The sequence below is a fragment of the Burkholderia sp. ABCPW 111 genome (assembly GCF_000773065.1).
Lineage (GTDB): Bacteria > Pseudomonadota > Gammaproteobacteria > Burkholderiales > Burkholderiaceae > Burkholderia > Burkholderia savannae.
The window spans coordinates 25,678-47,330 of the sequence record NZ_JPWT01000053.1 but is presented as its reverse complement, the minus strand read 5'-3'; the positions used below and the strand labels follow the sequence as shown (position 1 = coordinate 47,330).

21 protein-coding genes are annotated in these 21,653 nt (G+C 67.5%); 16 read left to right on the top strand and 5 right to left on the bottom strand.

The features are described 5' to 3' along the window. The first annotated feature begins 71 nt into the window (after positions 1–71). From X946_RS07905 to cysM, 5 genes are all read left to right on the top strand, one after another. Positions 72–1,475: a UDP-glucose dehydrogenase family protein gene (locus tag X946_RS07905; RefSeq protein ID WP_038745596.1), complete on the top strand. Its 1,404-nt coding sequence runs from the start codon at positions 72–74 to the stop codon at positions 1,473–1,475. Next, on the top strand, positions 1,441–2,430 hold the full coding sequence (gene rfaE1 / locus X946_RS07900) for a D-glycero-beta-D-manno-heptose-7-phosphate kinase (protein WP_052145031.1): 990 nt from the start codon (positions 1,441–1,443) through the stop codon (positions 2,428–2,430). The genes X946_RS07905 and rfaE1 overlap by 35 nt, the downstream gene beginning before the upstream one ends. Positions 2,431–2,488: 58 nt before the next feature. Continuing rightward, on the top strand, positions 2,489–3,481 hold the full coding sequence (gene rfaD / locus X946_RS07895) for an ADP-glyceromanno-heptose 6-epimerase (protein ID WP_038745594.1): 993 nt from the start codon (positions 2,489–2,491) through the stop codon (positions 3,479–3,481). 71 nt (positions 3,482–3,552) lie between these two features. Next, on the top strand, positions 3,553–3,870 hold the full coding sequence (locus X946_RS07890; RefSeq protein WP_038745592.1) for a ComEA family DNA-binding protein: 318 nt from the start codon (positions 3,553–3,555) through the stop codon (positions 3,868–3,870). A gap of 268 nt (positions 3,871–4,138) precedes the next feature. Beyond that, positions 4,139–5,041 (top strand): cysteine synthase CysM, encoded by a 903-nt coding sequence (gene cysM, locus X946_RS07885; RefSeq protein ID WP_038745590.1) that lies wholly within the window; start codon positions 4,139–4,141, stop codon positions 5,039–5,041. Positions 5,042–5,131: 90 nt separating this feature from the next. Here cysM and mltB read toward each other — a convergent pair whose 3' ends face one another. Beyond that, on the bottom strand, positions 5,132–6,412 hold the full coding sequence (gene mltB / locus X946_RS07880; RefSeq protein ID WP_038745588.1) for a lytic murein transglycosylase B: 1,281 nt from the start codon (positions 6,410–6,412) through the stop codon (positions 5,132–5,134). A 178-nt stretch (positions 6,413–6,590) separates the two neighbouring features. On the opposite strand from mltB, the gene X946_RS07875 reads away from it, so the two are divergent. Then, positions 6,591–7,514 (top strand): histone deacetylase family protein, encoded by a 924-nt coding sequence (locus tag X946_RS07875; RefSeq protein ID WP_038745585.1) that lies wholly within the window; start codon positions 6,591–6,593, stop codon positions 7,512–7,514. 305 nt (positions 7,515–7,819) lie between these two features. On the opposite strand, the gene X946_RS07870 is transcribed toward X946_RS07875, so the two are convergent. After that, positions 7,820–8,659 carry an alpha/beta hydrolase gene (locus X946_RS07870; RefSeq protein ID WP_081989435.1) on the bottom strand — a complete coding sequence of 280 codons (840 nt, stop codon included), beginning with the start codon at positions 8,657–8,659 and terminating at the stop codon, positions 7,820–7,822. A gap of 308 nt (positions 8,660–8,967) precedes the next feature. Here X946_RS07870 and X946_RS07865 point away from each other — a divergent pair, with 308 nt between their 5' ends. The 6 genes from X946_RS07865 to X946_RS07840 all read left to right on the top strand — a co-directional run bounded on the left by X946_RS07865 (position 8,968) and on the right by X946_RS07840 (position 15,346). Then, on the top strand, positions 8,968–10,002 hold the full coding sequence (locus X946_RS07865) for a methionine ABC transporter ATP-binding protein (protein ID WP_038745581.1): 1,035 nt from the start codon (positions 8,968–8,970) through the stop codon (positions 10,000–10,002). Continuing rightward, on the top strand, positions 9,992–10,645 hold the full coding sequence (locus X946_RS07860) for a methionine ABC transporter permease (protein WP_038745579.1): 654 nt from the start codon (positions 9,992–9,994) through the stop codon (positions 10,643–10,645). Before X946_RS07865 ends, X946_RS07860 begins: the two co-directional genes overlap by 11 nt. Before the next feature lie 85 nt (positions 10,646–10,730). Next, on the top strand, positions 10,731–11,525 hold the full coding sequence (locus X946_RS07855; protein ID WP_081989426.1) for a MetQ/NlpA family ABC transporter substrate-binding protein: 795 nt from the start codon (positions 10,731–10,733) through the stop codon (positions 11,523–11,525). A 223-nt stretch (positions 11,526–11,748) separates the two neighbouring features. Continuing rightward, positions 11,749–12,498, top strand: a complete 750-nt coding sequence (locus X946_RS07850) for an electron transfer flavoprotein subunit beta/FixA family protein (RefSeq protein WP_038745575.1) — start codon at positions 11,749–11,751, stop codon at positions 12,496–12,498. Positions 12,499–12,513: 15 nt separating this feature from the next. Beyond that, a complete protein-coding gene (locus X946_RS07845; protein WP_038745573.1) occupies positions 12,514–13,449 on the top strand; it encodes an electron transfer flavoprotein subunit alpha/FixB family protein in 936 nt (311 codons plus the stop codon). Positions 13,450–13,555: 106 nt separating this feature from the next. Beyond that, positions 13,556–15,346 (top strand): acyl-CoA dehydrogenase, encoded by a 1,791-nt coding sequence (locus X946_RS07840; RefSeq protein WP_038745571.1) that lies wholly within the window; start codon positions 13,556–13,558, stop codon positions 15,344–15,346. Positions 15,347–15,466: 120 nt separating this feature from the next. On the opposite strand, the gene X946_RS07835 is transcribed toward X946_RS07840, so the two are convergent. Further along, on the bottom strand, positions 15,467–16,753 hold the full coding sequence (locus X946_RS07835; protein ID WP_038745570.1) for a D-amino acid dehydrogenase: 1,287 nt from the start codon (positions 16,751–16,753) through the stop codon (positions 15,467–15,469). 147 nt (positions 16,754–16,900) lie between these two features. On the opposite strand from X946_RS07835, the gene X946_RS07830 reads away from it, so the two are divergent. Then, entirely contained in the window at positions 16,901–17,389 is a 489-nt protein-coding gene (locus X946_RS07830; RefSeq protein ID WP_038745568.1) for an Lrp/AsnC ligand binding domain-containing protein, read from the top strand. Positions 17,390–17,512: 123 nt separating this feature from the next. Beyond that, a complete protein-coding gene (locus tag X946_RS07825) occupies positions 17,513–18,673 on the top strand; it encodes a PA0069 family radical SAM protein (protein ID WP_038745566.1) in 1,161 nt (386 codons plus the stop codon). A gap of 80 nt (positions 18,674–18,753) precedes the next feature. On the opposite strand, the gene X946_RS07820 is transcribed toward X946_RS07825, so the two are convergent. Both X946_RS07820 and X946_RS07815 read right to left on the bottom strand, forming a co-directional pair. Then, positions 18,754–19,221 (bottom strand): NINE protein, encoded by a 468-nt coding sequence (locus X946_RS07820; protein ID WP_038745564.1) that lies wholly within the window; start codon positions 19,219–19,221, stop codon positions 18,754–18,756. A gap of 108 nt (positions 19,222–19,329) precedes the next feature. Continuing rightward, positions 19,330–20,499: a PQQ-dependent sugar dehydrogenase gene (locus tag X946_RS07815; protein ID WP_038745562.1), complete on the bottom strand. Its 1,170-nt coding sequence runs from the start codon at positions 20,497–20,499 to the stop codon at positions 19,330–19,332. A gap of 166 nt (positions 20,500–20,665) precedes the next feature. Between X946_RS07815 and rpsP the strand changes: the two genes are divergently transcribed. Together rpsP and rimM are read left to right on the top strand one after the other, a co-directional pair. Next, the gene (gene rpsP / locus X946_RS07810; protein ID WP_004189402.1) at positions 20,666–20,920 is read left to right on the top strand and encodes a 30S ribosomal protein S16; all 255 of its coding nucleotides are present in this window, start codon (positions 20,666–20,668) and stop codon (positions 20,918–20,920) included. 42 nt (positions 20,921–20,962) lie between these two features. Then, a complete protein-coding gene (gene rimM, locus X946_RS07805) occupies positions 20,963–21,652 on the top strand; it encodes a ribosome maturation factor RimM (protein WP_038745560.1) in 690 nt (229 codons plus the stop codon). Position 21,653 lies beyond the last annotated feature (1 nt).

The following is a 21,653-nucleotide window of genomic DNA, read 5'->3' as shown; positions in this document are numbered from 1 at the left end:
CGGCGTGACATCGCCGGCGCGGGCCTGAACCGGGCGGACGCCGTCCGCTCGAGCGAATCATCGGAATACTTATGAAGATCACCATCATCGGCACGGGCTATGTGGGCCTCGTCACCGGCGCGTGTCTCGCCGAGATCGGCCACGACGTGTTCTGTCTCGACGTCGATCCCCGCAAGATCGACATCCTGAACAACGGCGGCATGCCGATTCACGAGCCCGGGCTGCAGGAAATCATCGCGCGCACGCGCACCGCGGGCCGCATCACGTTTTCGACGGACGTCGAGGCGAGCGTCGCGCACGGCGAGATCCAGTTCATCGCGGTCGGCACGCCGCCCGACGAGGACGGCTCCGCCGATCTTCAATACGTGCTCGAGGCGGCGCGCAACATCGGCCGTCACATGGCGGGCTACAAGGTGATCGTCGACAAATCGACGGTGCCCGTCGGCACCGCGCAGCGCGTGCGCGCCGTGATCGACGAGGCGCTCGCCGCGCGCGGTCTTGCCGGCAGCGCCGGGCATCGCTTCTCGGTCGTGTCGAACCCCGAGTTCCTGAAGGAGGGCGCGGCCGTCGACGATTTCATGCGGCCCGACCGGATCATCATCGGCGTCGACGACGACGAAGCGGGCGCGATCGCCCGCGAGAAGATGAAAAAGCTCTACGCGCCGTTCAACCGCAATCACGAGCGGACGATTTACATGGACGTGCGCTCGGCCGAATTCGCGAAGTACGCGGCGAATGCGATGCTCGCGACGCGCATCTCGTTCATGAACGAGATGTCGAATCTAGCGGATCGCGTCGGCGCCGACATCGAGGCGGTGCGGCGCGGGATCGGCTCCGATCCGCGGATCGGCTATCACTTCCTGTACGCGGGCGTCGGCTACGGCGGCTCGTGCTTCCCGAAGGACGTGCAGGCGCTCATCCGCACCGCGAGCGAAAACGGCCAGCCGCTCAAGATCCTCGAGGCGGTGGAGGAAGTGAACCACGCGCAGAAGAACGTGCTGCTCGGCAAGATCGAGCAGCGTTACGGCGCCGATCTGACGGGCCGCACGTTCGCCGTCTGGGGGCTCGCGTTCAAGCCGAACACCGACGACATGCGCGAAGCGCCGAGCCGGCGCCTGATCGCGTCGCTGCTCGCGCGCGGCGCGACGGTGCGCGCGTACGATCCGGTCGCGATCGACGAGGCGCGGCGCGTGTTCGCGCTCGACCTGCACGATGCGCCCGACGCGCTCGCGCGGATCGCGTTCGTCGACTCGGCCGACGATGCGCTCGCAGGCGCGGACGCGCTCGTCATCGTCACCGAATGGAAGGAATTCAAGAGCCCGGATTTCTCGCATCTGAAGGCGGTGCTGAAGGCGCCCGCGATCTTCGACGGCCGCAACCTGTACGAACCCGATGCGATGGCCGAACTCGGCATCGATTACCACGCGATTGGACGCCCCTATGTCGAGCCCGTCTCTTCCTCCGCGCGCGGATAAGCGCGCGCCGCTCGCCGCCTCGGCGAGCGGCGTGCCGCGCGAGCAGATTGCGAAATCGCGCGTGCTCGTGGTCGGCGACGTGATGCTCGACCGCTACTGGTTCGGCAACGTCAACCGGATCTCGCCCGAGGCGCCCGTGCCCGTCGTGCACGTGCAGCGGCAGGAGGAGCGGTTGGGCGGCGCGGCGAACGTGGCGCGCAACGCGGTGACGCTCGGCGGCCAGGCAGGCCTTCTGTGCGTCGTCGGCGGCGACGAGCCGGGCGAGCGGATCGTCGAGCTGCTCGGCGAAAGCGGCGTGACGCCGTACCTCGAGCGCGATCCGTCGCTGCCGACGACGATCAAGCTGCGCGTGCTCGCGCAGCAGCAGCAATTGCTGCGCGTCGACTTCGAGGCGGCGCCGACGCACGAAGTGCTGCTCGCGGGGCTCGCGCGCTTCGACGCGCTGCTGCCTTCGTACGACGTCGTGCTGATGTCGGACTACGCGAAGGGCGGGCTCACGCACGTGACGACGATGATCGCGAAGGCGCGCGCGGCGGGCAAGCCCGTGCTCGTCGATCCGAAGGGCGCCGACTGGGCGCGCTATCGCGGCGCGTCGCTGATCACGCCGAACCGCGCAGAGCTGCGCGAAGTTGTCGGGCAGTGGACGTCCGAGGACGACCTGCACGCGCGCGTGACGAAGCTGCGCGCCGAGCTCGCGCTCGACGCGCTGCTGCTCACGCGCTCGGAGGAGGGGATGACGCTCTTCTCGAACGACGGCGAGCTGCACGTGAGCGCGCTTGCGCGCGAGGTGTACGATGTGTCGGGCGCGGGCGACACGGTGATCGCGACCGTCGCGACGATGCTCGGCGCGGGGCTGCCGCTCGTCGAGGCGGTCGTGCTCGCGAATCGCGCGGCGGGCATCGTGGTCGGCAAGCTCGGCACCGCGACCGTCGAGTACGACGAACTGTTTCATTGAACGGCGCATGGCGCGCGCTGCCGCGCGCCGTGTGCCCATTTTCATCGGTAGGACGATCATGACCCTCATCGTTACCGGCGCGGCCGGCTTCATCGGCGCGAACATCGTCAAGGCGCTGAACGAGCGCGGCGAGACGCGCATCATCGCGGTCGACAATCTGACGCGCGCGGACAAGTTCAAGAACCTCGTCGATTGCGAGATCGACGATTATCTCGACAAGACCGAATTCGTCGAGCGCTTCGCGCGCGGCGAATTCGGCAAGGTGCGTGCGGTGTTCCACGAAGGCGCGTGTTCGGACACGATGGAACACGACGGCCGCTACATGATGGACAACAATTTCCGCTACAGCCGCGCGGTGCTCGACGCGTGCCTCGCGCAGGGCGCGCAGTTCCTGTACGCGTCGTCGGCGGCGATCTACGGCGGCTCGACGCGCTTCGTCGAGGAGCGCGAGGTCGAGGCGCCGCTGAATGTCTACGGCTATTCGAAGTTCCTGTTCGACCAGGTGATTCGCCGCGTCTTGCCGAGCGCGAAGAGCCAAATCGCGGGCTTTCGCTATTTCAACGTGTACGGGCCGCGCGAGTCGCACAAGGGCCGGATGGCGTCGGTCGCGTTCCACAACTTCAACCAGTTCCGCGCCGAGGGCAAGGTCAAGCTGTTCGGCGAATACAACGGTTACGGCCCGGGCGAGCAGACGCGCGATTTCGTGTCGGTGGAGGACGTCGCGAGGGTGAACCTGTATTTCTTCGACCATCCGGAGAAATCGGGCATCTTCAATCTCGGCACCGGCCGCGCGCAGCCGTTCAACGACATCGCGACGACGGTGGTCAACACGTTGCGCGCGCTCGAAGGCAAGCCCGCGCTCACGCTTGGCGAGCAGGTGGACGCGGGCCTCGTCGAATACGTGCCGTTCCCGGACGCGCTGCGCGGCAAGTACCAGTGCTTCACGCAGGCCGACCAGACGAAGCTGCGCGCGGCGGGCTACGATGCGCCGTTCCTGACGGTGCAAGAGGGCGTCGACCGTTACGTGCGTTGGCTGTTCGGCCAGCTTTGAGCGGTGCGCCCGCATCCTTAGACTGGATCTCACGGTCGGCAGCCGCCGGCCGTTTTTCTACGGAGATCCAGATGCTGAAGAAACTTCTCGCGACGGTCGCGCTGTGCGCCGCGGCCGCGCACGGATGGGCTGCCGTCGACGTCAACGCCGCGAACGACGATGCGCTTCGCGGCATCAGGGGCATCGGCCCGGCGAAGGCCAAGGCGATCATCGACGAGCGGAGCGCACACGGCCCGTACAAGGATGCGGCCGATCTCTCGCGCAGGGTGAAGGGCATGGGCGGCAAGACGGTCGAGCGCTTGCAGGCCGAAGGCCTCGCGATCGGCGCGGCGCGTGCGCCCGCCGCATCCGCGGCGCCGCAGAAAGCGGCGGCCGCCGGCAAGAAATAATCCGGGCTGCTGACGATTCCGGCGCCGACGATCCCGCGGTCGAGCGATCGCACGGTCGGCGGCAACGGCGATGTCTCCTTCAGGCGCTGCTTCGGCGGCGAATTCCCGCGGCGCACGCCGCGGGCTTTTTGCGTGGCCGCAGCGCATTGCTCGAGAGAGCCACCGAATGTCCGCGGCGGCGGTCAGGGCTTGACGGCCGTCGTGCGCGTACGTTTCTCCGCTGGTTTACAATCGATCCACTCATCGGCATCGGATAAACGTGACGTTCATGGCTTACAAAACTATCGAAGACACGATCGGCAATACGCCGCTCGTGCAGCTCGTCCGCTTGCCGGACGACGAGATTCGCGCTCGTAACAACGTGATTCTCGCGAAGCTGGAAGGCAACAATCCGGCGGGGTCGGTGAAGGACCGCCCCGCGCTGTCGATGATCCGCAAGGCGGAAGAGCGCGGCACGATCAAGCCGGGCGACACGCTGATCGAGGCGACGAGCGGCAACACCGGGATCGCGCTCGCGATGGCGGCGGCGATCCGCGGCTACAAGATGGTGCTGATCATGCCGGAGGATCTGTCCGTCGAGCGCCGCCAGAGCATGGCCGCGTACGGCGCTGAAATCGTGCTGACGCCGGTGAAGGGCGGCATGGAGTTCGCGCGCGATCTCGCCGACCAGATGCAGCGCGAAGGCAAGGGCGTGATCCTCGATCAGTTCGCGAATCCCGACAATCCGATCGCGCACTATGAAGGCACCGGCCCTGAGATCTGGCGCGAGACCGAGGGCCGCATCACGCACTTCGTGTCCGCGATGGGGACGACGGGCACGATCATGGGCACGTCGCAGTATCTGAAGGAGAGGAATCCGAACATCGAGATCGTCGGTGCGCAGCCGGAAGAGGGCTCGCGCATTCCGGGCATCCGCAAATGGCCGGAAGCGTATCTGCCGAAGATTTTCGATCGCAGCCGCGTCGATCGCGTCGAGAACGTGAGCCAGGCCGCGTCCGAGGCGATGGCGCGCAAGCTCGCGGCCGTCGAGGGCATCTTCTGCGGAATTTCGTCGGGCGGCGCGTGCGAAGTCGCGCTGCGCGTCGCGCGGCAGGTCGAGAACGCGACGATCGTGTTCGTCGTCTGCGACCGCGGCGACCGTTATTTGTCGACGGGCGTGTTCCCCGCGTGACGCGCGGTCCGGCTGCGCGGGGCCGTCGATGAAAAAAGCGCCGCTAGCGGCGCTTTTTCATTGGCGCGACGGCGCAGGCCGCACGCAATGTCATTCCGACGACGGTTGCGCGGCGGGCGCGGCATTGTCCGGCGGCGCCGTCAGCGCGCCGCTCGCTTCCATCTGCGCCTTCACGCGCTCGCCCAGCTGATACACGGCGAGCGCATAGAAGAAGCTGCGGTTGTAGCGGGTCAGCACGTAGAAATTTTGCAGTCCGAGCTTGTATTCGGTTGCGCGGCCGGGCGTCGGCAGATCGATCACGGTGACGGGCGTGCTCGCCTCCGATGCGATGTTGACGGACGGCTCGTCGAGCACGAGGCCCGCGCGCAGCAACTGCGACAGCGCCCAGTGCGGCTCGGGGCGGCCGTCGGCCGCCGCTTGCGCGACGCCCAGGCTGCCCGTGTCGGGCGCGATGTTCCATACCACCGGGCGGCTGGTCTCCCAGCCGTGCTGCTTCAGATAATTCGCGACGCTGCCGATCGCGTCGGCCTGGCTCGCGCGCAGATCGATGTGCCCGTTGCCGTCGTAGTCGACCGCGTATTCGCGGATGCTGCTCGGCAGGAACTGCGGGATGCCGACGGCGCCCGTGTACGAACCGAGCACGCTCGTCGGATCGAGCTGGCTGTCGCGCGTCCACACGAGGAAGTCTTCGAGGTTCTTGCGGAACGTCTCCTGGCGCGAGTCGCGATTCGGCGTGTTCGGATAGTCGAATGCGAGCGTGGTCAGCGCGTCGAGCGTGCGGAAGTTGCCCATGTAGCGGCCGTAGATCGTCTCGACGCCGATGATGCCGACGATCACCTCCGGCGGCACGCCGAATTCCGCCGCTGCGCGCTGCAGCGTTCCCTGATTCGCGCGCCAGAACTTCACGCCGGCGTTCACGCGCACGGCGTCGAGAAAGCGCGACTGGTAGACGCGCCAGTTCTTGACGGCGGGCGACGGCGCGGGCATCACGAGTTTCGCCGCGGTCGCCGAATAGCTGACGCGCGCGAAGAGCGTGTGCAGCGCGTTCACGTCGAAATCGTGGCGCGCGGCCATGTCGGCGATGAACGCGTCGATCTTCGGGTTGTTCGCGTAGCGCTGCGGAACGATTTCTTCTTCGAACGTCTGCCCTTGCTGCACGCTCGGCTGCGGTTGCGGTTGCGGTTGCGGCTGCGGTTGCTGTTGCTGTTGCGTTTGCGTTTGCGGCTGCGCTTGCGCGTCGACGGCCGCGGCGGGCTGCGTTTGCGCGACGGCGGCGGACGCGAGAAGCGTTGCGGCGAGCGACAGCGCGGCGAGCGGGAAGCGAAGGCGGAAGGCGAGCGAGGCGGGGGCGGCAGGCTGGTTGAAAGTCATGTCGAAGCGAGGCGGACGAGGCGGATGATTTCGGGCCAGTATAACCGACGCGCCCGCCGCGCCGGCCCGGCGCGGGGCGCGTTGTGGTAAGTTAGCGGCGAACTTCGCACCAGACGATATCGCGGACATCCTTGACGGAGACCTGCGGCGCGCACCGGCCGCGTCGCGGAACGAGCTTATGCCAACGGCCTTTTACACGCACCCCGACTGCATGCTGCACGAGATGGGGGAGTGGCATCCCGAGTCGCCGGCGCGGCTGTCGGCTATCCAGGATCAACTGATCGCGAGCCGCATCGACGATCTGATCGTCCACGAGACGGCGCCGTTCGCGAGCGAGACGGCGCTTGCCCGCGTGCACACGCAGGCGCACATCGACTACATCCGCAGCCGGATTCCGAAGGAAGGCTACGTCGAGATCGATCCCGACACGTCGCTGAACCGCTACACGTGGCGCGCGGCGCTGCGCGCCGCGGGCGCGGCCGTCGAGGCGACGGACGCCGTGCTCGAGGGCCGCTACGACAACGCGTTCTGCAGCGTGCGCCCGCCTGGCCATCACGCGGAGCCCGCGCGCGCGATGGGCTTTTGCTTCTTCAACAACGTCGCGATCGCCGCGCGCCATGCGCTCGAGATCCATGGCCTCGAGCGCGTCGCGATCATCGATTTCGACGTTCATCACGGCAACGGCACCGAGGCTGCGTTCGCGAACGACGAGCGCGTGCTGATGTGCGGCTTCTTCCAGCATCCGCTGTATCCGTTCTCGGGCGTCGACCATCAGGCGCCGAACATGGTCAATCTGCCGATGCCCGCGCGCACGAACGGAATGGCGGTGCGCGAGGCGGTCGACCTGACGTGGCTGCCGCGGCTCGACGCGTTCAAGCCGCAGATGCTGTTCGTATCGGCGGGGTTCGACGCGCATCGCGAGGACGACATCGGCGGAATGGGGCTCGTCGAGGCCGACTACGAGTGGCTCACGACGCAGATCTGCGAAGTCGCGCGGCGGCATGCGCAAGGCCGCATCGTGAGCTGCCTCGAAGGCGGCTACAACCTGTCCGCGCTCGGGCGCAGCGTGGTCGCGCATCTGCGTGTGCTCGCCGGGGTGTGAGCTCGCGAGACGGCGAGCGACGGGCGAGCGATGACGTGCGCGATGGCGCGCGACGCCGGCTGTCGAGCGCCGGCGCGCATCGGCAAGCGCCGGCAACGCGCGGCGGAGATCGTATCCCGTTCGCGGCGGCGCGCCCGATCGACCAGGCGAGCGCTCAGGCAGCGGTGGCGCGATGGCGCGGTGGCGCGGCCGCCGCGCCGGTTGCGAATCCGCGCGGCGCTGGCGGCGCGCCGCTCTTCACCTCGCGTCGCTCCCGTCTTCGCGCAACGTGTTCCGGTGTCCTTGCGCTCCGCTTGGTCCCGGCATTACCCGTGCGCCGGCGCACGCGCAAGAATCCAGTCGATCAATGCGCCGATCACGCGCTCACGTTCCAGATCGTTCATCGTCTCGTGATAGTTGCCTTCGTATAGCGTGAGCGTGCGGTCGGGCGAGCCGACGTGCAGGCCGAAGTCGCGGCTGCCGTCGGGCTCCGTCAGTTTGTCGGCGGTGCCGTGATAGACGAGCACGGGCACGCGCAGCGCCGCGCGCCCGCCCTCGATGCGCCGCATCGCGTCGAGAATTTCGGCGCCGGTGCGCGCCGGCACCGACCCGTGATGGACGAGCGGATCGGCGCGATTCGCGGCGACGACGGCCGGATCGCGTGACAGCAGCGCGGCGTCGATCTTGATCGCCGGAAAGCGGGGCCATACGCGGCTGATGAAGCGGCTCATCGCGAGCATCCACTTCGGCACGTCGCGGCCCGGCGCGAGCGCGGGACTCGACAAGATCAGGCCCGCGAAGCCCGCGCGGCGCGCGGGCGCGCGCTCGACCGCGTAGAGCGCGGCAATCGCCCCGCCCATGCTGTGCCCCATCAGGAAGAGCGGGGTGCCGTCGCGCGCCGCGCTCGCGACGAGCGCATCCGCATCCTGCAGATATTGATCGAAGCGCTCGATCCATGCGCGTTCGCCGGGCGAATGCCCGTGCCCGCGCAGATCGATCGCGACGACTTCGATGCCCGCCGCGCTCAGCCGCTCGGCGAGCGCCTGGTAGCGTCCCGCGTGCTCGGCGAGCCCGTGCACGAGCGCGACGCTCGCGCGCGGCGCCGCGAACCCCGGCGCAGCCGGCCACCGGTACGACGCGAGCGCGAGCCCGTCGGCCGTGCGCAGGTTGCCGCGCTGCGGGGCCGCGCCGGCGGCAGCGGCGGAGCGGAGCGAAGTCGAAGCGGCAGCGTCCATGGCGTGAGTCTCCGGAGCGAGTAGTTATGAAGGATGCGCTCGATCATAGACGCCGTCCGTGACGGCCCGTGCGGGCGCAGCCCTCTAATCGCGTTTGGTTATGAAAAGGTGGAAATCGATTATTAAGTGAAATGTGGCGGATGCGGTAAACTCGCGGGTTATTCCCTAGACCTAGATGCGGCGGCGGTCGACAGCGAAGCCCGGCACATCCGGCTGCGCGGTTCCGCCGCTTTGTTTACATGATCGAAATTCGCAACCTTTCGCAGCGATTCGAGGGGCCTCGCGGCTGGATCGAGGCGCTGCACAACGTTAATCTGACGATTCCGCAGGGCGAGGTCTTCGGCATCATCGGCCGCAGCGGCGCCGGCAAGAGCACGCTCGTGCGCACGATCAACCTGCTCACGCGGCCGTCGGAAGGCAGCGTGTCCGTCGGCGGGCGCGACCTGACGCAGTTGTCCGCCGGCGAGCTGCGCGGCGCGCGGCGCGATATCGGGATGATCTTCCAGCACTTCAACCTGCTGTCGTCGCGCACGGTGTTCGACAACGTCGCGCTGCCGCTCGAGCTCGCGGGCGTGAAGCGCGGGGAGATCGAGGCGACGGTGCTGCCGCTTCTCGATCTCGTCGGCCTCGCCGCGCAGAAAGACCGCTATCCGGCGCAGATCAGCGGCGGCCAGAAGCAGCGCGTCGGCATCGCGCGCGCGCTCGCGAGCAGGCCGAAGGTGCTCTTGTCCGACGAGGCGACGTCCGCGCTCGATCCGGAGACCACGCGCGCGATCCTCGACCTGCTTCGACGCATCAACCGCGAGCTCGGCCTCACGATCGTCCTCATCACGCACCAGATGGAAGTGATCAAGGACGTGTGCGATCGCGTCGCGGTGCTCGACGCGGGGCGCGTCGTCGAGGAAGGCAACGTGATCGACGTGTTCATGCGTCCGCACCACGAAGTCACGCGCGCGCTGATCGGCGACGTGATCGCGCAGGAACTGCCGCCCGCGATGAAGGCGCGCGTCGCCGAGCGCCTGAAGACGGGCTCGGGGCACCTGTTGCGCCTCGCGTTCACGGGCTCGGGCGTCGATCAGCCGATCCTGTCGGAGACGATCCGCCGCTACGAGCTGGACTTCAACATCCTGCACGGCCAGATCGACGAAATCCAGGGCCGCGCGTTCGGGTCGCTCGCGGTGCTCGCCACCGGCGAGCCGGGCAAGGTGGGGCAGGCGTTCGCGTATCTGCGCGAGCAGGGCGTGGTCGTCGAGGAGCTTTCGTATGTTGAGTGAAATGTTCGATATGTTCGTGCAGTCGTTCTGGGAGACGCTGATCATGGTCGGCATCTCCGGGGCGGTCGGCGCGCTCGTCGGTCTGCCGCTCGGCGTGCTGCTGTACCTGACCGACCGCCAGGGCGTGCTGCGGAACCTCGCGGTGAACCGCGTGCTGGGCGGCATCGTCAACGCGGTGCGCTCGACGCCGTTCATCATCCTGCTCGTCGCGGTCATTCCGTTTACGCGTCTTGCCGTCGGCTCGTCGATCGGCACGGCGGCCGCTGTCGTGCCGCTCACGATCGCGGCCGCGCCGTTCATCGCGCGGCTCGTCGAAACCGCTCTGCGCGAAGTCGATCGCGGCCTCATCGAAGCCGCGCAGGCGATGGGCGCGACGACGGGCCAGATCGTGTTCAAGGTGCTGCTGCCCGAATCGCTGCCGGGCATCGTCGCGGGGCTCACGATCACGTTCGTGTCGCTCGTCGGCTATTCGGCGATGGCGGGCGCGATCGGCGGCGGCGGCCTCGGCGATCTCGGCATCCGCTACGGCTATCAGCGCTATCTGCCCGAAGTGATGTGGACGGTCGTCGCGATCCTGATCGTGTTCGTGCAGATCGCGCAGTCGTTCGGCGACTGGCTCGTGCGGCGCCTGAGCCACAAGTAGCGCAATCGAAGACGAACGAGCGCCGCGCGCCGCGATACGCGATACGCGGCGGCGACGGCGCCGCAACCGGTGAGGAGATCCGGAGATGCAACGAAGAACGATGCTGAAGCTCGCCGCCGCGTTGGGCGCGGCCGCGTGCGTCGCAAGCGCGCATGCGCAGGCGCAGACGATCAAGGTCGGCGTGACGGGCGGCCCGCACGCGCAGGTGATGGAGGAAGTCAAGAAGGTCGCCGCGAAGAGCGGGCTCGACATCAAGATCGTCGAGTTCTCCGACTACGTGCAGCCGAACGCGGCGCTCGCGGCGGGCGACCTCGACGCGAACAGCTATCAGCACTATCCGTATCTCGAAGCGCAGGTGAAGGATCGCGGCTACAAGATCGTCAAGGTCGCGGACACGGTCACGTTCCCGATGGGCATCTACTCGAAGCGCGTGAAATCGCTCGCGGAATTGCGTCCGGGCGCGCGGATCGCGGTCCCGAACGATCCGACGAACGGCGGCCGCGCGTTGCTGCTGCTGCAGAAGCAGGGGCTGCTCAAGCTGCGCGACGGCGCGGGCCTGAAGGCGACGCGCTTCGACATCGTCGATAACCCGAAGCAGCTGAAGATCGTCGAGCTTGACGCGGCGCAGATTCCGCGCTCGCTCGCCGATGTCGACGCCGCCGCGATCAACACGAACTACGCGATGGAAGCGGGCCTGAAGCCGAAACAGGACGCGATCGCGATCGAGGGTCCGAACGGCCCTTACGCGAACATTCTCGCGGTGCGCTCGGAAGACAAGGACAAGCCGTGGGTCGCGAAGCTCGTCGCCGCGTACCGGTCGCCCGACGTGAAGCGCTTCATCGAGCGTCAATTCGGCGGCGCGGTGATCGCCGCGTGGTGAGCGAAACGAGGGGCGCCGCCGATTAGAGGCGGAAATCGAAAACCCGGGCTTGGCGTCCGGGTTTTTTCTCTTTTAAAATAGAACGACCGTTCGCTATTGTCGGCATGCCGCAAGGGGACGCTATCCTCGGTAGCCGCAAATTGAATGACCGGCGTCGCCGCCGCGCGGCCGAGCCTCGCTATAAAATGGCCGCTGGTCGTGTTCGTAACTTTGGAGCGTGTGCATGAAAATCCTGGTGCCAGTGAAGAGAGTGGTCGATTACAACGTGAAGGTCCGGGTGAAGTCGGACGGCACGGGCGTCGATATCGCGAACGTGAAGATGTCGATGAATCCGTTCGACGAGATCGCGGTCGAGGAGGCGGTGCGCCTGAAGGAAGCGGGCGTGGCGACCGAGGTGATCGCGGTGTCGGTGGGCGTCGCGCAGGCTCAGGAAACGCTTCGCACGGCGCTCGCGATCGGCGCGGACCGTGCGATTCTCGTCGAATCGAATGACGAGGTGCAGCCGCTCGGCGTGGCGAAGATCTTGAAGGCGCTGGTCGACAAGGAGCAGCCGCAGCTCGTGATCCTCGGCAAGCAGGCGATCGACGACGATTCGAACCAGACGGGCCAGATGCTGGCCGCGCTCGCGAATCTGCCGCAGGCGACGTTCGCGTCGAAGGTGACGGTGGCGGACGGCCGTGCGATCGTCGCGCGTGAAGTGGACGGCGGCGCGGAGACGCTGTCGCTCACGCTGCCGGCCGTGGTGACGACCGACCTGCGCCTGAACGAGCCGCGCTACGTGACGCTGCCGAACATCATGAAGGCGAAGAAGAAGCCGCTCGAGACGGTGAAGCCGGAAGACCTCGGCGTGGACGTCGCGCCGCGCCTGAAGACGCTGAAGGTGGCGGAGCCGCCCAAGCGTGCGGCGGGCGTGAAGGTGCCGGACGTGAAGACGCTGGTCGAAAAGCTGAAGACCGAAGCCAAGGTGCTGTAAGGGGAGCGCAAAGAAATGACGATTCTGGTAATTGCCGAACACGACAACGCATCGATCAAGGCATCGACGCTGAACACGGTGGCCGCCGCGGTGAAGATCGGCGGCGACATTCACGTGCTGGTCGCGGGCCGCGATGCGCAGGGCGCGGCGGACGCGGCGGCGAAGATCGCGGGCGTGTCGAAGGTGCTGCTGGCCGACGCGCCGCAACTCGCGGACGGTCTCGCGGAAAACGTCGAGGCGACCGCGCTGAACGTCGCGAAGGACTACTCGCACATCCTCGCGCCGGCGACCGCATACGGCAAGAACATCGCGCCGCGGATTGCCGCGAAGCTGGACGTCGCGCAGATCTCGGACATCACGGCGGTCGATTCGGCCGATACGTTCGAGCGCCCGATCTACGCGGGCAACGCGATCGCGACGGTGCAGTCGAGCGATCCGATCAAGGTGATCACGGTGCGCGCGACGGGCTTCGATCCGGTTGCGGCCGAAGGCGGCAGCGCGCCGGTCGAGAAGATCGACGCGGCGGCGGACGCGGGCGTGTCGCAGTTCGTGAGCCGCGAGGTGACGAAGCTCGATCGTCCGGAACTGACGTCGGCGTCGATCATCGTGTCGGGCGGCCGCGGCCTCGGCAGCGGCGAGAACTACACGAAGGTGCTGGAGCCGCTCGCCGACAAGCTGCAGGCGGCGCTCGGCGCGTCGCGCGCGGCGGTGGACGCGGGCTACGTGCCGAACGACTATCAGGTGGGCCAGACGGGCAAGATCGTCGCGCCGCAGCTGTACATCGCGGTGGGCATCTCGGGCGCGATCCAGCACCTGGCCGGCATGAAGGATTCGAAGGTGATCGTCGCGATCAACAAGGACCCCGAAGCGCCGATCTTCAGCGTGGCCGACTACGGCCTCGTCGGCGATCTGTTCACGCTCGTGCCGGAACTCGTGAACGAGCTCGGCTGACGCGCGCCGCGCGCGTTGCGTTCAACGCGCGAGCAGGTCGAACATGAACAAAGGGGCGCGGCGAGCGCCCCTTTTCACACCATAAGCAGACTAGGAGAGGAGCAACATGAGCTATACCGCACCCGTCAAGGACATGCTGTTCGTGATGAAGGAGCTGGCCGGCATCGATGAGGTCGCGAAGCTGCCCGGCTACGAGGACGCCGGCTTCGATACGGCGCACGCCGTGCTCGACGAATCGGCGAAGTTCTGCGGCGAGGTGCTCGCGCCGCTCAACGTCGAAGGCGACAAGAATCCGAGCAGCTGGAAGGACGGCGCCGTCACGGCGACGCCCGGCTTCAAGGAGGCGTTCCGCCAGTTCGTCGAAGGCGGCTGGCAGGGGCTCCAGCATCCGACCGAATACGACGGCCAGGGCCTGCCGAAGCTGATCGCGACGCCTTGCATCGAAATGCTGAACGCGTCGAACCTGTCGTTCGCGCTGTGCCCGCTTCTGACCGACGGCGCGATCGAGGCGCTCCTCACGGCCGGCACCGACGAACAGAAATCCCGCTACGTGCCGAAGCTCATTTCCGGCGAATGGACGGGCACGATGAACCTGACCGAGCCGCAGGCGGGCTCCGATCTCGCGCTCGTGCGCTCGCGCGCGGAGCCGCAGGGCGACGGTTCGTACAAGGTGTTCGGCACGAAAATCTTCATCACGTGGGGCGAACACGACATGGCCGACAACATCGTCCACCTCGTGCTCGCGCGCACGCCGAACGCGCCCGAAGGCGTGAAGGGCATCTCGCTGTTCATCGTGCCGAAGTTCCTCGTCAACGACGACGGCAGCCTCGGCGCGCGCAACGACGTGCACTGCGTGTCGATCGAACACAAGCTCGGCATCAAGGCGAGCCCGACCGCGGTGCTGCAGTACGGCGACCACGGCGGCGCGATCGGCTATCTCGTCGGCGAAGAGAACCGCGGCCTCGAGTACATGTTCATCATGATGAACGCGGCGCGCTTCGGCGTCGGGATGCAGGGGATCGGCGTCGCCGAGCGTGCGTACCAGAAGGCCGCCGAGTTCGCGAAGGAGCGCGTGCAGAGCCGTCCCGTCGACGGTTCCGCGAAGCAGTCGGTGACGATCATTCATCACCCGGACGTGCGCCGGATGCTCGCGACGATGCGCGCGCTCACGGAAGGCGCGCGGGCGCTGTCCTACGTCGCCGCCGCGCATTGCGATCACGCGCACCGCGCCGCCGACGAAGGCGTGCGCGCGCGGCATCAGGCGATCTACGAGTATCTGGTGCCGGTCGTGAAGGGCTGGAGCACCGAGATGGTCAACGAGGTCGCGAGCCTCGGGATTCAGGTGCACGGCGGAATGGGCTTCATCGAGGAAACGGGCGCCGCGCAGTACTACCGCGACGCGCGCATTCTCGCGATCTACGAAGGCACGACCGCGATCCAGGCGAACGACCTCGTCGGCCGGAAGACGGCGCGCGACGGCGGCGCAGTCGCGAAGGCGATCGTCGGCGAGATCCGGCAGACGGCCGACGCGCTCGGCGCGCACGATGGCCCGGCATTCGCCGCGATGAAGGCGCAACTGGAAGACGGCGCGCGCGCGTTGTCGGCCGTCGTCGACTTCGTCGTCGCGAACGTGAAGGGCGATCCGAACGCGGTGTTTGCCGGCAGCGTGCCGTATCTGAAGCTCGCGGGCGTCGTGCTGTGCGGCTGGCAAATGGCGCGCGCGCTGCTCGCCGCGCAGCAAAAACGCGCCGACGATCCGAAGTTCTACGACGCGAAGATCGCGATCGCGCAGTTCTACGCAGAGCACATTCTCGCGCAGGCGAGCGGGCTCGAAGCGTCGATCGTCGGCGCGAAGGGCGGGCAGGGCGTGTTCGCGCTGACGGAAGACCAGTTCTGATCGTCCGGCTCGGCGGCTAGACGCCGAAACGAAACGCTGAAACGAAAAACGGCGCCCTCGGGCGCCGTTCCTTTTGAACGCGGCCGCGCATGCGGGCCGCCCGATTCGCGCGTCAGTGCGTCATGCGTAGGCGGGACGATGCTCGCCGTCCGTTTCGCTCAGATAGCGATGCACGGACAGGTCGTCCGCGCGGATCGCCGGCTTCTTGCCCGACATCAGGTCGGCGAGCAGTTGGCCGGAGCCGCACGACATCGTCCAGCCGAGCGTGCCGTGGCCCGTGTTGAGGAACAGGTTCGGCACCGGCGTGCGGCCGACGATCGGCGTGCCGTCCGGCGTCATCGGACGCAGGCCGGTCCAGAACGACGCGCTTGCGGTGTCGCCGCCGCCCGGGAACAGGTCGTTCACGCACATTTCGAGCGTTTCGCGGCGCGCCTGGCGCAGCCGCTTGTCGAAGCCGACGATTTCCGCCATCCCGCCCACGCGGATGCGATCGTCGAAGCGGGTGATCGCGATCTTGTAGGTTTCGTCGAGCACGGTCGACACCGGCGCCTTCGCCGCGTCGACGATCGGCGCGGTGATCGAATAGCCCTTCAGCGGATACACCGGAATCTTCACGAGATTCGCGACGAAGTCCGTCGAGTACGAGCCTAGCGCGACCACGTACGCGTCGGCGCGCACCATCTCGCCGCCGCAATGAACGCCCGCGATCTTGCCGCCCGCGATGGCGAGCGCGTCGATGCTCGTGTTGAAGCGGAACTTCACGCCGAGCTGCTCGGCGAGCGCGGCGAGGCGCGTCGTGAAGAGCTGGCAGTCGCCCGTCTCGTCGCCCGGCAGCCGCAGGCCGCCCGTCAGCTTTTCCGAGACCGCGGCGAGCGCCGGTTCGGCCTTCTTCAGCTCGTCGCTCGACAGCAGCTCGAACGGCACGTTCGCCTCGCGTAGCACCGCGATGTCCTTCGCGGCGCCGTCGAGCTGCTGCTGCGTGCGGAAAACCTGGAGCGTGCCGCCCGTGCGTCCTTCGTACTGGATGCCCGTGTCGGCGCGCAGCGCCTGCAGGCAGTCGCGGCTGTATTCGGCGAGGCGCACCATCCGGCCCTTGTTCAGCGCGTAGCGCTCGGTCGTGCAGTTGCGCAGCATCTGCCACATCCATTGCAGCTGGAAGCGCGTGCCGTCGAGGCGGATCGCGAGCGGCGCATGCTTTTCGAACATCCACTTGACGGCCTTCAGCGGCACGCCGGGCGCGGCCCACGGCGCCGCGTAGCCGGGCGAGATCTGGCCCGCGTTCGCAAAGCTCGTGTCGAGGGCGGGACCGGCCTCGCGGTCGATCACCGTGACTTCATGGCCCGCGCGAGCCAGATAATAGGCGCTCGCCACGCCGACCACGCCACTGCCCAAGATAACCACTCGCATAGCTGCTCCGGATAGAGAAGACGCCGGGCGGCGCGCGGCACACCCGGTGCGCTCTGCGATTTCCACCCAACCTAGTTTTTTGCGCTATGGTATTGTTGAGACTATAGGTTTTGTTATTGTATTTTTTCAATTTTCAGTAAAAAAACGATGAGAACCCAACGCCAGCCGGTACGCGCGCTCGACAAGCTCGACCGGCGCATTCTGAAGCTGCTGCAAGAGGACGGCCGCATGGCGATGAAGGACCTCGCCGAGCGCGTCGGCCTGACGGTCACGCCTTGCATCGAGCGGGTGCGGCGGATGGAGCGCGACGGCGTGATCACGGGCTATCACGCGCGCGTCGACCCGGCGCAGCTCGGCGCGGCGCTGCTCGTATTCGTCGAGATCACGCTCGATCACAAGAGCGGCAACATGTTCGAGCAGTTTCGGCGCGAGGTGATGAAGATCGACGAGGTGCTCGAATGCCATCTGGTGTCGGGCGACTTCGACTATCTGATCAAGGCGCGGATCGGCGAGATGGCCGACTACCGCAAGCTGCTCGGCGACATCCTGCTGCAACTGCCGGGCGCCGTGCAGTCGAAGAGTTATGTCGTGATGGAAGAGATCAAGGAGACGCTGGCGATCGCGGTCGACGAGTGAGGCGAGCGCGCGTGCGCGCGGGCGCGAATTCTCGGCGCTTGGCACAAACCGCCAATTACTGTATGTTTATACAGTAATTGGCGGTTTTGTCATTCGCGGCTCGGGCCGCGTAGCAGAGGCACGATGAACGATCGATCCGACGTCGAATATCCGGTAGCGCCGCCCGCGCCCCGCAAGGGGCGCGGCGCGGTGGGCAACCTGCAGGGGCGCTACGAGATCGTCGAGCGCGAGGCGGTCGACGACGGCTGGACGCGCGACGACGACGGCGAGCCGCCCGCCGCGTTGCGCACGCAGGTGTTCGAGGAGCGCGCGAGGACGATCCTCACGCGCAACGCGTCGCCAGACATCCCGTTCAACGTGTCGCTGAACCCGTATCGCGGCTGCGAGCACGGCTGCATCTACTGCTTCGCGCGGCCGACGCACAGCTATCTCGGGCTGTCGCCGGGGCTCGATTTCGAGAGCCGGATCTACGCAAAGGTGAACGCGGCGGAGTTGCTCGCGCGCGAGTTCGCGAAGCCCCGTTACGTGCCCGAGCCGATCGCGCTCGGCGTGAACACCGACGCGTATCAGCCGGTCGAGCGCGAGCTGGCGATCACGCGGCAGGTGATCCAGGTGATGCACGATCACGGGCAGCCGTTTGCCGCGATCACGAAGTCGTCGCTGATCGAGCGCGATCTCGATCTGCTCGCGCCGATGGCCGAGCGCCGGCAGGTGATGGCGGCCGTCACGATCACGACGCTCGATCCCGAGCTCGCGCGGGCGCTCGAGCCTCGCGCCGCGACGCCTTCGCGCCGGCTGCGGACGATCCGCGCGCTGCGCGACGCGGGCGTGCCCGTCGGCGTGAGCGTCGCGCCGATGATTCCGTTCGTCACCGAGCCCGATCTCGAGCGCGTGCTCGAGGCGTGCGCGGACGCTGGCGCGACGCATGCGAGCTATATCGTGCTGCGGCTGCCGTGGGAGGTCGCGCCGCTCTTCACCGAATGGCTCGCCGCGCATTTCCCGGATCGCGCGGAGCGCGTGATGGCGCGCGTGCGGGACATGCGCGGCGGCAAGGACTACGACTCGGATTTCAGCCGGCGAATGAAGGGGGACGGCATGTGGGCGGATCTGCTCAGGCAGCGCTTCCGGATGGCGGTCAAGCGCTGCGGGCTGAACGAACGCTCGCGCGGCATTCTCGATTTCTCGCGGTTCGGTGCGCAGCGGCAGTCGAAGCCGCGGACGCCGCTCGCGCGGCCGGGCAAGGCGGCGCAAGCGAAAGACGCGTCGCAGCTCAGCCTGTTCTAGAGCGCGTGATGCGCGCGGGGTATTCGTGCGGGGTATTCGTGCGGGGTATGTGTGTCGCGTCGGCCGCGCCTGCGCACGCATCACTGCGAAATTTGCTTGGCCGCCTCGACCTGCGATTCGAAGTACGTCTGGAACGCGAGCGCGAGCCCTGTCATCAGCAGGAACGCGCCGATCAGCAGCGAGAAGATGACGACGAACACGACGCCCCAGCCGGAGCGGCTGCGGCGGTCCGTTGCGGCGTTGAATTGCGCGTCCCATTTGTCGTCGGCGCGCAGCCCGTAGACGAGCGCGGCGAGGAAGGCGGCGAGCAGTGAAATCGCGCCGGGCATGACGAGCCACCAGCCGAGCGCGGCGCTGCGCCCCGAGGCCGCGAGCAGCAGGAACCCGGGAACGCCGACGATCGTCGCGAACACGTGCGCCCAGCCCGCGAGGTCTTTCCAGCCGTATAGATAGAAACGGTGCGCGCCGAGTGAGCCGAACAGGAAGGCGAGCAGTGCGGTGAGCGTCTTTGAGCGAAAGCGGGGCGGCGTGGTCGTGCTGCTGGACATGTCGGGCAGGCAGAGAGGTCTTCTTCGTGGACGCCCCGGCGAGGCGGGGCGCGGCGGTCGGCTCGCATTCTACGATGTGGGGCGAGGCACGGTCACGCGATGGTTGCGTCAATGCGTCGCATCGTAGGTGATCCGGTAGATCGCGCCTGCGTAGTCGTCGCTGACGAGGAGCGAGCCGTCCGGCAGCGGCAGCACATCGGCGGGGCGTCCCCAGACGCTTTCGTCGGGCCGGAGCCACCCTTGGACGAAGGCCTCCTGGCGCGCCGACCGGCCGTCGGGCGAGGCGATCACTCGCATGACCCGGTAGCCGACCTTGCGGCTGCGGTTCCACGAACCGTGCTCGGCAATGAAGATACTGCCCCGGTAGTCGGGCGGGAACATGTCGCCCGTATAGAAGCGCATGCCGAGCGAGGCGACATGCGCGCCCAGCTTGAGCACGGGCGGCACGTAGCTCGCGCACGTGTGGCCGCCGCCGAACTGCGGATCGAGCACGTCGCCGCCGTGGCAGAACGGATAGCCGAAGTCGAGGCCCGCGCGCGGCGCACGGCTCAGCTTGTCGTCGGGGCGGTCGTCGCCCATCAGATCCCGGCCGTTGTCGGTGAACCAGAGCTCGCGCGTCGCCGGATGCCATGCGAAGCCGACCGTGTTGCGCACGCCGCGCGCATAGACCTCGTAGCCGCTGCCGTCGGGATTCATCCGGCCGATCATCGCGTAGCGGTCGCGGTCGGCGACGCAGATGTTGCACGGCGCGCCCGTCGGCACGTAGAGCTTGCCGTCGGGCCCGAATGCGATGAATTTCCAGCCGTGATGGCGCTCGGTCGGCAGCGCGTTCGTGACCACGACGGGCTTCGGCGGCGCGGCGAGCCGCTCGTCGATCCGGTCGAGGCGTAAAATTCGCGATACGGCCGACACGTAGAGCGCGCCGTCGCGGTACGCGACGCCGACCGGCATCTCGAGCCCGGATGCGATCACGTGATGCTCGCGCACATGGCCGTCGCGCACGACGAGCGCGTGCACGCGCCCCTCCATGCTGCCGACGTACAGGATGCCCCGCGGCGACCACGCCATTTCGCGCGCGGCGGGCACGTCGTCGGCGAGCACCTGGACGCGGAAGCCGGGCGGCACGCGCAGTTCGTCGATCGGCAGCGCGGCCGACGCATCGGCGGCCGCGATTGTGGCCGCGATTGTGGCGAGAACGAGACAGGCGGCGGCCGCCGCGCGCAGCAAAGCCGGCAGGTCTGACGAAACGATGCGCGACAGGGCGGTGGAAGGACGCATGACGGACGAAGGCGGGCGAGCGCGAAGCGCGCGACGGGGCAATTGTAAGTCTCCGGAGGCGGCAGCCGGGTTTTTTTGCCGGGTAAGTGTTTGTTGTGCCATCGATTTCGGGCTATAATCGCATGTTTCAGTAGTTTTCGAACCCGGTTTCCCCGAAGGAATTCATATGGTCATCATCCGTCTGGCTCGCGGCGGCTCGAAGAAGCGCCCGTTCTACAACATCGTCGCCACCGATTCGCGCAACCGTCGTGACGGCCGTTTCATCGAGCGCGTCGGCTTCTACAACCCGGTCGCGACGAAGGGCGAAGCGCTGCGCATCGCTCAAGACCGCCTGACGTACTGGCAAGGCGTTGGCGCGCAACTGTCGCCGACCGTCGAGCGTCTCGTGAAGCAAGCGCAAAAGGCGCAGCCGGCTGCCTAACATGGCGCGGCGTGCCGGAAGTGCCGGCTGCGAGGTTCGTTGATGGCTGGTCACGACTCCGGTAGCGCAAAGCGCGGACAAGCGCCGTCGTTCGGCGTATTCGTCCGCAAGCCGGTCGAGCGCGCGCCCGTGAAAGCGGCGAGCGGCGGCGCGGCTGATTCGGAAGCAATTCGCATCGACGCGGCGCAGTCGTGGCCGGACGATGCGGTCGAGGTCGGCGCGGTGGTCGACGCGTACGGCCTCAAGGGCTGGGTCAAGCTCGCGGCCCATGCCGGTGCGGGGCGAGGCGGCGACGCGCTCCTCAACGCGCGCGACTGGTGGCTGCAAAAAGGCGCGGAGCGGAAATCCGCGCGCGTCACGCAGGCGAAGCTGCATGGCGACGCGATCGTCGCGCATCCGGCCGGCTCCGCCGATCGGGATGCGGCGCTCGCGCTGCGCGGTTTTCGCGTGTTCGTGCGTCGCGGCGATTTCCCGGCGCTCGCCGCCGACGAGTTCTACTGGGTCGATCTGATCGGCCTCGACGTCGTCAACGAGGCGGGCGTCGCGCTCGGCAAGGTCGCCGACATGATCGACAACGGCGTGCATTCGATCATGCGCGTCGAATATCCGGCAACCGGCAAGGATGGCGGGCCGAAAACCGGCGAGCGGCTGATTCCGTTCGTCGGCGCGTACGTGAAGGCGGTCGAGCAGGCGGCGGGGCGCATCGTCGTCGACTGGGAAGCCGATTACTGAA